Origin of the sequence: Clostridium prolinivorans (assembly GCF_004011155.1) — a bacterium.
GTDB classification, from domain to species: Bacteria; Bacillota; Clostridia; order Clostridiales; family Clostridiaceae; genus Clostridium_AT; species Clostridium_AT prolinivorans.
In genome coordinates, this window is record NZ_RJWG01000008.1 from 29825 (window position 1) to 42933 (window position 13109).

Consider the following 13109-nt stretch of genomic DNA (forward strand, 5'->3'; position numbering starts at 1 on the left):
TATAATAGTTGACTAAATATATACTGTTTTATAAAATAAATAGTATATTTTATAATCGGAGGATTTTTAATGAATAAATCAAATAATTTTTTTTATAAATTTACAAATTTTTTATTATCTATAACTATTGCATTATTTTTAATATCTTTATCTGTTAATATTACTTTATCATTTAAAAAATTATATTATTTAGATATTGATTATTTAAATATATCTGAAAATTATGGAATGCAAAAGGAAGAAATTATTAAAAATTATGATATATTAATAGATTATCTTAAAAATAAAAATATAACTAAACTTAATATGCCTTCTTTTAAAACTTCTAAAGAAGGTGAAATACATTTTGCTGAAGTAAAAAATATATTTATTAAATTTAATACTATTATGTATATTACTTTCTTTTTAAGTTTATTTGGAATATTTTATAAAATAAAAAAAAGAAATTTTAAATTTTTAAAACTAAGTTCTATATTTCTTATATCTATTCCTATATTGCTTTCTGTACCTTTTGCTATAAACTTTGATAAAAGTTTCACTATTTTCCATAAAATATTTTTTAATAACGATTATTGGGAATTTGATCCTGAACTTGATCCTATTATAAATGTTCTTCCTGAAGAATTTTTCTTTCATTGTGCAATTTTTATTTTAGCTATATTATCAATATTCAGCATAATTTTATATTTATCTTACATAAAAATAAAAAGACATCATAATGAAATATAAAATTCATTATGATGTCTTTTTTATTCCTTTCTAATTAAAGATTTTATAATTTTTTCACCTTTAAAAATTCCAACTATAAATAAAATAGATGCAGTTATTGCAATAATAATAAGCATATTTTTATTGCCTGAATACATTTTAAAACCAAAAAATGCTGATAAAAATATACCTGGAATTCTGCCTGCTGTAGAATAAATCATAAAATTTTTAAATTTTATATTTGAAATACCACATATATAAGCTAAAACATCTTTAGGTATGCCAGGAATTAAATATAATAAAAAAATTGCAAAATTAATATTTCCAAGTTTTAAAATTTTATCAAAAAATTTTATATGTTTCTTTGATATTATTTTTTCTATAAAAGGCTTACCATAAAATCTAGATATAGAATATACAATAGCACTTCCTATAGTTATGCCTAATAACGAAAGAAATCCTCCCTCAAAAGTTGTATATATATATCCTCCTGCAATTTGTATAACTTCACCAGGTATAAAAAATGCTATTACTTGTATAATTTGTAATGCTAAAAAGGCAAAAATACTATAATCACCATAAGATAATATAATATTTTTTATCTTTTGTGGATTTCTAAATATATTAAAATAATGACCATAATATTCATATGCCATGATAAATATAAAAAGTGCAATTAATATTATCATAATATATGCTCTATTATCATACATTGATTTAAATAAGTTTTTACAAAATGCTTTAATTTTTATTAACATAGTTTCACCTTTAAAATTTATATTAAACATGTATATTGTTTTCTCTTGCATAATAAAAAAGATATTGCTGAGCAAATCCAGAAAATCCTCCAAATTTATTTCTTGCAAATTCTCTTATTTTTTTTAAAGATACATCTGGTGCAAGATAAAAATGCTGCATAGCTCTCTTTACCCATACATCTACAGGAAAAGCTGAAAGCTTATTCATAGAAAAAAGCATAATACAGTCTGCAACTTTAGGACCTATTCCGCTGAAATTTTGGAGCATACTATGGCATATATCATCTTCTTGATTTTTTATAAAATCTAAATCGTAATTTTTATTATATTCATATTTTTGACTTTTGTATATTTTATCTACTGTATCATATATATATTTAGCTCTAAAACCTGCACCACAAGCTTCTATGTCCTCCATAGAAGCTTTATGAAGTTCTTCTATAGATGGAAAAGTATAATAAGTTTTACCTTTATAATCTATTGCATTCCCTAAGTTTTTGCTAATATTTTCGATTGTCTTTTTTATCATTGGTATTCTGTTATTGGCAGAAATTATAAAAGATACTACAATCTCAAAAGGATCTTGTTTAAGAATTCTTATACCATACCCATACTCTACTGCAATTTTTAGTAATGGATCTTTACTTAAAATTTTTTTTATTTTACCATAGTCTCTATTAAGATCAAAATACTCTACCCAAATTTTATTAAATTCATCTTCATTTGTATTATATATAATTATATCATTATCTTTTTTTTCTATTTCTAATACTTTATTAAAAGCTACTCCAATATAGTTTCCATTTTCTTCTTTATGCCATCTAAAACATTGTCCACAATCAAAAATATGATTGAGTTCAAAATTTTTGACATTTTTAATTATTATACCTTTATCAAATTCTTTTACACTGTCAAAATCAGCCATTATTTTTCTCCTCTAGACATATTATAGTTTAATTTTTATCTTTTGTTTTTAATATATACTATAAATTTAGCATTTTCAATATAAATTAAATTATTTTGTTTAACATATAATTAATAAAAATTTTATATTACAATTCACTTTACATAATGATAATATAGTTTTTATGTTAAATGTATAACATATACTTAACATAAATATTTATGTAATTATAAACCTATAATCTAGTGCTGTAAAATATTACATTACTTAATATGAATTTATTATTTATGTGCTATGTGATTACATTTATTTAATAAAAATATACCGATACATAAATTTTTAAACTTATATATCGGTATATTTTATATAATTATTAATTGTTATTTGATAAAAATTCATTTATAGCTTTTGCAGCTTTTTTACCTGCTCCCATAGCAAGTATTACTGTAGCTGCACCAGTTACTGCATCTCCACCTGCATATACTCTTTCTCTTGTAGTAAGTCCTGTTTCCTCTTGAGCTATTATGCATTTTCTATTGTTTATTTTTAATCCTTTAGTCGTTGAAGCTATAAGTGGATTTGGAGAAGTACCAAGTGACATTATTACAGTATCTACATCCATAATAAATTCTGATCCTTTTACCTCTACAGGTTTTCTTCTTCCTGAAGCATCTGGTTCACCTAGCTCCATTTTGATGCATTTCATACCTTTAACCCAGCCTTTTTCATCTGATAATATTTCTACTGGATTAGTAAGAAGATCAAATATAACTCCTTCTTCTTTAGCATGATGTACTTCTTCAACTCTTGCTGGAAGTTCTGATTCTGAACGTCTATATACTATATGAACCTCAGCCCCTAATCTTAAAGCCGTTCTTGCTGCATCCATAGCAACATTCCCTCCGCCTACTACGGCTACTTTTTTACCAATTTTTATTGGTGTATCATAATCTTCTCTAAAAGCTTTCATAAGGTTTGTTCTTGTTAAAAACTCATTAGCTGAAAACACTCCATTAGAATTTTCTCCTGGTATTCCCATAAACTTTGGAAGCCCTGCTCCAGAACCTATAAATACAGCATCAAATCCTTCTTCTTCCAAAAGTTCGTCTATAGTAATTGTTTTTCCTACAATTACATTTGTCTCTATTTTTACTCCAAGCTTTTTAACATTATCTATTTCATGTTTAACCACAGTATCCTTTGGAAGCCTAAACTCTGGTATTCCATAAACTAAAACTCCTCCTGGTTCATGAAGTGCTTCAAATATAGTTACATCATAACCCATTTTTGCTAAATCCCCTGCACATGTAAGTCCTGCAGGTCCACTTCCTATGACTGCAACTTTTTTGCCTTTCTTAGGTTCAGTTTCAGTTAAATCTATATTGTTTTCTCTTGACCAATCAGCTACAAATCTTTCAAGTTTTCCTATTGCAACAGGTTCTCCTTTAATTCCAAGTATACACTTTCCTTCGCATTGAGTTTCCTGAGGACATACTCTCCCACATACTGCAGGAAGAGAACTTTGTCTTGCTATAACTTTAGCCGCTTCTTCAAATTCTCCATTTTTAACATGTTGTATAAATTTAGGTATTTCTATAGTTACAGGGCACTGTGTTACACACATAGGATTTTTACAATTTAAACATCTTGCTGCTTCTTCCATAGCTTCTTCTTTAGTATATCCTAAACAAACTTCTTCAAAATTTTTAACTCTAACCTTTGGGTCTTGTTCTTTAATTGGTACTCTTTTCATTCTGTTCATTTATACTTCCCCCTCTAAGTCTGTTAATCACAGCATCCACAGCCAGCATTTCCATTTTTATGATGCTCTTTTTTAAATTCTACCTGTAATTCTTCATTTTTATACATAGTCTGTCTTCTAATAGCTTCATCAAAATCTATAAGATGACCATCAAATTCTGGTCCATCAACACATGCAAATTTAGTTTCACCACCAACAGTAACCCTGCAAGCTCCACACATTCCAGTTCCATCTACCATTATTGTGTTTAAACTTACAACAGTTTTTATTCCTAATTCTTTTGTAAGTTTAGCTACAAACTTCATCATTATCATAGGTCCTATAGCTACAACTAAATCATAATGTTTTCCTTCATTTTGTATTAAATTTTTAAGAAGATCTGTAACCATACCTTTAAAACCGTAAGAACCATCATCAGTTGCTACATAAACATTTCCTGCCACATTTTTCATTTCATCTTCTAATATTAAAAATTCTTTAGATTTACATCCTATAATAACATCTGCTTTTATTCCTCTTTCATTAAGCCACTTAACCTGAGGATATACTGGAGCCGTTCCAACTCCACCAGCAATAAATATAATATTTTTATTTTTTAAAGTATCCAAGTCTTCATGCACTAATTCTGAAGGCTGTCCAAGAGGACCAACAACATCTGAAAAACTATCTCCTACTTCATACTTAGCCATTTCTTTAGTAGATTTCCCAATGCTTTGAAAAACTATAGTTACTGTCCCTTTTCTATCATCATAATCACATATTGTAAGAGGAATTCTTTCTCCCTTTTCGGTCATTTTAACTATTAAAAATTGTCCTGGTTTAGCAGATTTAGCTAATCTTTCAGCTTCTACATCCATAAGATATATATTGGGCGCTAATATTCTTTTGTTTACAATTTTGTACATTATTAATCCTCCTGTATATAATTTTTAAAAAATTTTTTGAATAAATGTAGTATTTAATTTTTAAAAAATTTTAATAAATAATATAAACAAATTCTCAAATTTCATTTAGTTACTCTATTAAATATATAACAAAATTTAATTATTAATTATTATATCATATTATCAAAATATTTCATTAATAATTATAAAAAAAGTATAAAAATTAATAATTTTGTATAATTATTAATTTTTATATCATTATATTTATATAAGCTTTTAAAATTAAAACTCTCAAGCATTACTATGCAAGAGAGCTTTTTATTAAAATTATTTTAAAAATTTACTTTTTTCCCTTCAAATGTACAAATAAAAAGTTCTTTCATTTCTTCATTTGATATTTCTCTTGGATTTGATCCTGTACATGCGTCCTTAACAGCATTTTCAGCTATTCTATCTACATTTGCATAAAAATCTTTTTCACTTATTCCATATTCTTTTAAAGTTTGAGGAATGCTCATTTCTTTATTCATTTCTCTAATCATATTAGTTAAAGAATCTACTAATTCATCTTCTGTGTTACCAGAAAGTCCAATATTTTTAGCTATTTGTGCATATCTATCTTTACAAACTTTTTTATTAAAGTCTATAACATAAGGAAGATATATAGCATTTGCACATCCATGAGGAATATGAAATACAGCTCCACTTTTATGTGCCATACTATGAGTTATTCCAAGTAATGCATTAGAAAAAGCCATACCAGCTAAGCATTGAGCAATATGCATTTCTTCTCTAGATTTTTTATCACCATAAAATGATTTTATTAAATTTTCCTTAATCATAGTAATAGCCTGCATTGCAAGTGGATCTGAAAAGGCAGATTTTAATGAAGCAACATAAGCTTCAATAGCATGAGTTAATGCGTCCATTCCAGTATGTGCTGTAAGCTTTGCTGGCATTGTTTCTGCCAAAGATGGATCTACTATAGCTACATCTGGAGTTAAATTAAAATCAGCCAACGGATATTTTATTTCAGTTTTATAATCGGTTATAACTGAAAAAGCTGTAACTTCTGTTGCTGTACCACTTGTAGATGGTATAGCAGCAAATTTTGCTTTTTGCCTTAATTCTGGAATTCCAAAAGGAACTACTGCTTGTTCAAAAGTAAAATCTGGATATTCATAAAATATCCACATAGCTTTAGCTGCATCTATTGGAGAACCTCCACCTATTGCTACTATCCAATCAGGCTCAAATTCTCTCATAATCTTTGCACCTTTCATAACTGTTTCAACAGACGGATCAGGTTCAACTCCCTCTATAAGTTTAATTTCAAATCCACCTTCTTTTAAATAAGATATGGTTTTATCTAAAAACCCAAATTTTCTCATAGAACTTCCGCCGGTAACTACAACTGCCTTTTTACCTTTTAATGTTTTTAAAGCTTCTAGAGAATTTTTCCCAAAATAAATATCTCTTGGTAAAGTAAATCTATTCATCTAGCATTCCTCCTGTTTTTTATATTTGATTGATATTTTTTTAACATTTTTATTCTAACACATTTTACTTTTTTATAAAAGTACTATTTATGAAATATTTGTTAAAAGTATAAAAAAATCAAAAGCCATAGATAAAATTAGAAAAAATCTTTTTATATATATGGCTTTTGATTTATTAAATTATACAAATATTGGTTTTAAACAATTAATTAAATGACATTATATTAACAATTATTTATCACTTTTATCTTTTAGTAAATAAGTAAGAGTCATAAGATGTTCGCTTAAATGAACATTTTCAACTACAACATTTTCTGGAACTACTAAATCAGTTGGTGCAAAATTCCAAATTCCTTTAACTCCACCTTCTACAAGAGTATCACATATTTTTTGTGCACTTGCTTTAGGTACACATATTATTCCTATATCTATTTTGTTATTTTTAAGAAAATCAGGTAAATTATCTATATCATCAATTTCTACGTCTCTTATTTTAATACCTATTAATTTTGGATTTGCATCAAAAATTCCTTTTAAAGAAAATCCTAATTTTTCAAATCTTGTATAATTTGCAATAGCTTGACCTATATTACCTGCCCCTATAATAACTGTGTTGTAAGATCTAGTAAGTCCTAATATATCACTTATTTCATTATATAAATCTTTTACATTATATCCATATCCCTGCTGGCCAAAATCTCCAAAACAATTTAGATCTTGTCTTATTTGGGACGCTGTAAATCCTATTTTTTCACCAAGTTCTTTAGATGATATTCTATCAACATCATTTTTCATCAATTCTTGCAAATATCTATGATACTTTGGCAACCTTTTAATAACTGCCATTGATATATTGCTTTTTTTCTTTTCCATAACCGCACCTCTCTTTTTATCTATACATTAATAGTATGACTTAAATTATATTTACTGTCAATATTTTAACATATTTCTAAAGTTTAAAACATCTTTGTTATAATTAATACTACAAAAAAATTTACATTCATAGTAGAATATAAATTATGTATATTATGTATACATACAAATTTGTTATTAAATATTATTTTTAAATATAAAATATATTTAAAATACATTTTGATTATATTCTTTTACATTATCACAATATTCAAATTCATTTTTAATATTTATTAATGCTTGGTTTCACAAATCAAGTATTTTATCATTTAATATTATACTTATTTTTTAAAGATATAAATATCAAAGCCTTTAAATTTTATGAAAATATATTTTTTAGAAATAAAATATAACATTAAATTTAACAAAACATTTTAGGAAGGTGAAAAAATGATAGTTTTAAGTTGTAAAGATATTCATAAAAGTTATGGTATAAATGTAATTATAGATAAAGTTACTTTTAATATAAATGAAGGAGAAAAAGTAGGTTTAATAGGAGCTAATGGTGCAGGTAAAACTACTCTTTTTAAAATTTTAGCAGGTGAACTTGAAGCAGATAGCGGAGAAATTTTTATAGATAAAAATAAAAAAATTGGCTACCTTTCTCAACACCTTTCTCTTGAAAATAACAATACCATATATGAAGAATTATTAAAAGTATTTAAAGATTTGATAGAATTGGAAAATAGAATTAAAGAACTTGAGATAAAACTAAATGAACCTTACGATAGGTCTAAAGAAGAATATCATAAAAAAATAATAGAACAATATACAACATTATCTGATATTTATAATAATCGTGGAGGTTACACATATAAGGGAGAAATTAGCAAAATATTAAAAGGTTTGGGGTTTAATGAAGAAGATTTTAATAAAAACATAAATATATTAAGTGGAGGTCAAAAGACAAGAGTTGCTCTTTGCAAACTTCTTCTTGAGAGTCCTGATATACTTTTTCTTGATGAACCTACTAATCATCTTGATTTAGATGCTATTGAATGGCTAGAAGAATATCTAAAATCTTATAAAGGTACAATTATAATAATATCTCATGATAGATTTTTCTTAGACTCTATAACTACAAAAACTCTGGAAATGATAAATGGACATATAAATACTTATAATGGTAATTATACTTTCTTTGTAGAACAGAAAAAGAAAAATTATGAAATTCAGTTAAAGGCATATTCTCTGCAGCAAGCTGAAATTAAAAGGCAAGAAGAAATAATAGAAAAATATCGTTCATTCAACAGAGAAAAAAGCATAAAAGCGGCTGAAAGCAGAGAAAAAGCTTTAGAAAAAATGGAAAAAATAGCTCCTCCTGCTGCTATTTTAAAAGCCTCTAAAATTAAATTTGAAACTCAGATTAAATCTGGTAATGATGTTCTTCATATTGAAAATTTGAGCAAAAGTTATGGTGATAAAAAACTTTTTTATAATTTAAATATGGATATAAAAAGAGGAGAAAAGACAGCTCTTATTGGTGAAAACGGTCGTGGAAAAACTACTCTTTTTAAAATAATAATGGATAAAGTTTCACAAGATAATGGTGTAAAAGTTCTTGGTAAAAATGTAAATATAGGTTATTACGATCAGGAACAATCAGATTTACATGAAGAAAAATCTATTTTAGATGAAGTATGGGATGAATTTCCAGAAATGACTACAACACAAATTAGAAATGCTTTAGCTGCTTTTTTATTTACTGGAGATGATGTATTTAAAACAATCTCTACTTTAAGCGGCGGAGAAAAATGTAGAATAAATCTTTTAAAGCTTATGCTTTCAAAATCAAATTTTCTTCTTTTAGATGAACCTACAAATCATCTTGATATAATATCGCGTGAAGCTTTAGAGGATGCTATTTTAAATTATGATGGAACAGTTCTTGTAATATCTCATGACAGATATTTCTTAAATAAAGTTGTGAATAAAATATATGAACTTAAGGAAGATGGTATTAAAGAATATCTTGGTAATTATAACTATTTTATAGAGAAAAAGAAAAATCCATTAAGATATGAAGAAGAATCTATTAATGAAGGAAAAACTAAAACTCAAATTCAAGAAGAGAGGAAAAAGAAAAGAGAATTAGAAAAGCAGCTTAAAGAAAAGCAGCTTAAAATAAAAGAAATTGAAATTTCTATTGAAAATAATGAAAATAAACTTTTAAAGCTTCAAGAAAAACTTTGTCTTGAAGAAGTATATTCTAATCCTAAAAAAAGTGAAGAAATAAATAAGGAAATACTTTCTATAGAAAATTCGTTAAAAATACTTTATTCAAAATGGGAAGAATTAATATAAGTTTAGAAAGGCCTTTGTAAACTATTTTATATTTTACAAAGGCCTTTTATTTTTAAAAAATTATATAATATAATAGAGGTATAAATATAGCTGGGAGCATGTTTGCTACCTTTATCTTATATGTTCCAAGCATATTAAGTCCAAGACCCATAATTAAAATACTTCCTACTGCGGAAACTTCTACTATAATGTACTCTAGAAGCCACCCTTGAAGAAAAGATGCTGTTAAAGTTATAATCCCTTGATATATAAATACAGTAATTGCTGAAAAAACTACTCCTATTCCTAAAGTAGATGTAAACATTATTGATGATATTCCATCTAATATAGCCTTTGTAAAAAGAATACTATAATCCCCTTTAAGTCCACTATTTAATGAACCAACTATAGACATAGCACCTACACAAAACACCAAGCTTGCAGTTACAAATCCTTCTGAAATCTTTCCCCCTTTTCCTTTAAATTTAGCTTCTATATTATCTCCTAAATTTTTAAGAGCTTTATCTATATCTATAAATTCTCCAATAAGTGTACCTAAGATTAATGAACATATTATTAAAATCATGTTTTTAGACTTAATTGCTCCATTAATTCCAATTACTAAAACACATAAAGCTAAAGCTTTCATTATACTCTCATTAATTTTTTTAGGTATTCCCCCTTTTAATAAAAAGCCTATTAAACTCCCTATAATAATAGCTAATGTGTTAACTACTGTCCCTAACAAATTTATGCCTCCTTTCACAATTAACTATTATTATAACTTGCATATCATTATTTTTAAATACATATTTATAAAATTAATTCCAAAAATCTTGAGTATCTGGTGAACCTTCAAGATTTTCGTTAACTATAATTTCAAGTTCTGTAATACCTATAACATTATCAATTTTTACTTTAGGATACTTTCTTTCAAACATTTCTTGTACTTGAAATATATCTAAATTTTCATCTTTATATTTTTTAAACACTCTCATACAAGCTTTTTTTATATTATCTTCAGATTTTTTCTTAAGTTCAATTATAGTTTTATCATTTAAAAATGCATTCTTTTGAATTTCTTCTATATTAGTTTTTACTTCTATATCTTTTATTAATTTTACTCTTTTCCCATCATATTCTATGTAGGTTTTAGTATTATTTTTTAATATATTAAGGGATATAAATTTATCCTTATTATTAGGATTACTTACCTCAAGGCTTCCTGTTTTTAAAGTATTCATTAAAAAATTATAGCCTTCACCATCTACTCTAGGAAGAACTGTTTCAAATTTGTCATTTTTAATTATTGCTCCACCTAATATCTCCATTCTTTGATCTAATTGATCTTTTTTTATTCCAATAAGAGTAACAACTTCTGTTTTACTCCCAATAAGTCTCAAATTTAAATAGTCATTAAGAGAAAGTCTTACAGATCTAGTAGAAGCTCCTTCATTACTAATAAGATCTTTTAAAAGAATACCTAAATATTCTTCTTCTGAAACACCTAAATTCAATAAATTTTCAGGACTTTCTTCTGTCATTACTAAATATGGTCTTATTATAAACTCTTGATTTCTATCAAAAATATCAATCCAATTATCTATACCTTCTTTTGCTGCCCTAATTGTAAACATAACTATTTTATTTTGAGTATAATTAAGCTTATAGCTTGTTGCTAAATTTATATCTCTAAGAGCTTCATAAGCTGTTTTTCCAGTACCTTGAATTAATATTCTCTGCCCTTTTTCAGATCCTGAGCTTGAACTTCTAAAAGGCTTAAATGCCTCAACATAAATTATAGGTCTTTTATCTTTGTCTATATCTATTATAACTGAAGTTACAAACAAAATTTTATTTATATCACTATAACTAAAACAACCAGAAAAAAATAGGCTCATTATAATTATTAAGCTAACTATTTTTTTCATCTTTTTCACCTTCATCAAAAATATTATTACTCATATTTCTTAAATAATTGGTAGTTATAATATCTTTATGTTTATATTTTCTAAGTGTTCCAACGGGGAATAAATAAGGATATCCGCAAGTATTTAATCCTGCAAGATGTGATACAAAAATACAAAAACCTATATAAAAACCTGGAAGTCCTAAAATTGAAGAAAATAATATTATTACAAGATTCCAAATAGCTATAGCTGTATATACTTTAGGAACTAAAAAAGAACAAATAGAACTTACTGCTACTATTATAAGTGTTGTTTGAGATGCAAGTCCAGAACCTACAGTAGCATCACCTAATATAAGAGCTCCAACTAAACTCATAGTCAATCCAATAGGTTGAGGTAGTCTAATACCTGCCTCTCTTGAAAGCTGAAAAAAGAAATTCATAAGAAGAACTTCTATTACAGTTGGAAACGGTACTCCTGCTCTTGAAATTGCAAGCCTGAAAGTAAACATATAAGGTATTAAAGAAAAATGATGCGTTACAACTGCAATATAAAATCCTGTAAGAAAAGTTGCAAGCCAAAAAGCTATCCATCTAAGTATTCTTGTAAAATTTGAAAAGAAAATATTTGAATAATAATCGTCTCCTGTTTGAAAATTTTCAATAAAAAAATATGGAGCTACAGCAACAAAAGGGGTTCCATCAAGCAATATAGCTATTCTTCCTTCACATAACTTAGAAGCTATTACATCAGGCTTTTCTGTATATCCTATAGTATCAAAAGCAGTATTTTTACATTTTAATTTTTCTTCTATATAGTTAATATCTAATACAGCCTCAGTTTTAATGCTTTTAATCTGATTTCTTATATATTCAATAAGTTTTTCAGGTGCTGATTTTTCTATATACGCTATAACGACCAATGTATTTGTTTTATCTCCAACTATCATATTTTCAAATTTTAAATTTGAGTCTTTTATTCTTCTTCTAATAAGTGATAAATTATCATTTAATACTTCATTAAATCCTTCTCTAGAACCTTTTATCTGAGTCTCCGTTGGTGGTGTTGTTATAGCTCTTTTAGTAAATCCTTTTGCATCACAATATAAAATTTCTTTAATAAAGCTAAATATTAAAATAACATCACCTGAAAGCAAATGAAGCAAAAGATCATCCTTAGTTTTTACAACTTCTAATGAACTTACAGATAAGATCCCCTTTTTTATATCAAGTATATTACCTATATTGTTTCTATACTTTGAAAGCGGGAATATAATAAATTCACTTATAAACTTTGAATCACACATACTATCTATATATATTACATTTATAATGCCCCTATCTGTAATTATTTCTCTATATTTTATATCAAAACTACTTTTAAATATATCTTTTATATATAAAAGTACATTTTCATTCATTACACTCACCCAATTTATTATTTGCTTTTTTATAGATTAATATCCCTAATTTTAGTCAAAAATAAAAAT

11 protein-coding genes are annotated in these 13109 nt (G+C 26.0%); 2 read left to right on the plus strand and 9 right to left on the minus strand.

Annotation, left to right across the window (positions count from 1 at the left end; translation table 11 throughout):
• Positions 1–69: 69 nt before the first annotated feature.
• A complete protein-coding gene (locus EGD97_RS08010) occupies positions 70–729 on the plus strand; it encodes a TIGR01906 family membrane protein (protein ID WP_127837009.1) in 660 nt (219 codons plus the stop codon).
• Between the two features lie 20 nt (positions 730–749).
• On the opposite strand, the gene EGD97_RS08015 is transcribed toward EGD97_RS08010, so the two are convergent.
• The 6 genes from EGD97_RS08015 to EGD97_RS08040 form a co-directional block, all read right to left on the minus strand.
• The gene (locus EGD97_RS08015) at positions 750–1466 is read right to left on the minus strand and encodes a TVP38/TMEM64 family protein (protein ID WP_078682183.1); all 717 of its coding nucleotides are present in this window, start codon (positions 1464–1466) and stop codon (positions 750–752) included.
• 22 nt (positions 1467–1488) lie between these two features.
• A complete protein-coding gene (locus EGD97_RS08020) occupies positions 1489–2391 on the minus strand; it encodes a DNA-3-methyladenine glycosylase family protein (RefSeq protein WP_078682047.1) in 903 nt (300 codons plus the stop codon).
• 352 nt (positions 2392–2743) lie between these two features.
• A complete protein-coding gene (gene gltA / locus EGD97_RS08025; protein WP_078682048.1) occupies positions 2744–4132 on the minus strand; it encodes an NADPH-dependent glutamate synthase in 1389 nt (462 codons plus the stop codon).
• 23 nt (positions 4133–4155) lie between these two features.
• Entirely contained in the window at positions 4156–5037 is an 882-nt protein-coding gene (locus EGD97_RS08030; RefSeq protein ID WP_078682049.1) for a sulfide/dihydroorotate dehydrogenase-like FAD/NAD-binding protein, read from the minus strand.
• A gap of 311 nt (positions 5038–5348) precedes the next feature.
• The gene (locus EGD97_RS08035; protein WP_078682050.1) at positions 5349–6515 is read right to left on the minus strand and encodes an iron-containing alcohol dehydrogenase; all 1167 of its coding nucleotides are present in this window, start codon (positions 6513–6515) and stop codon (positions 5349–5351) included.
• A 231-nt stretch (positions 6516–6746) separates the two neighbouring features.
• Positions 6747–7388 (minus strand): redox-sensing transcriptional repressor Rex, encoded by a 642-nt coding sequence (locus tag EGD97_RS08040; protein ID WP_078682051.1) that lies wholly within the window; start codon positions 7386–7388, stop codon positions 6747–6749.
• Between the two features lie 429 nt (positions 7389–7817).
• Here EGD97_RS08040 and EGD97_RS08045 point away from each other — a divergent pair, with 429 nt between their 5' ends.
• On the plus strand, positions 7818–9731 hold the full coding sequence (locus EGD97_RS08045; RefSeq protein ID WP_127837010.1) for an ABC-F family ATP-binding cassette domain-containing protein: 1914 nt from the start codon (positions 7818–7820) through the stop codon (positions 9729–9731).
• A gap of 52 nt (positions 9732–9783) precedes the next feature.
• On the opposite strand, the gene EGD97_RS08050 is transcribed toward EGD97_RS08045, so the two are convergent.
• The 3 genes from EGD97_RS08050 to EGD97_RS08060 form a co-directional block, all read right to left on the minus strand.
• On the minus strand, positions 9784–10458 hold the full coding sequence (locus EGD97_RS08050; protein WP_078682053.1) for a DUF554 domain-containing protein: 675 nt from the start codon (positions 10456–10458) through the stop codon (positions 9784–9786).
• Between the two features lie 73 nt (positions 10459–10531).
• Entirely contained in the window at positions 10532–11641 is a 1110-nt protein-coding gene (locus tag EGD97_RS08055) for a Ger(x)C family spore germination protein (protein WP_164850183.1), read from the minus strand.
• A complete protein-coding gene (locus EGD97_RS08060) occupies positions 11625–13040 on the minus strand; it encodes a spore germination protein (protein ID WP_127837012.1) in 1416 nt (471 codons plus the stop codon). The genes EGD97_RS08055 and EGD97_RS08060 overlap by 17 nt, the downstream gene beginning before the upstream one ends.
• Positions 13041–13109: the final 69 nt, after the last annotated feature.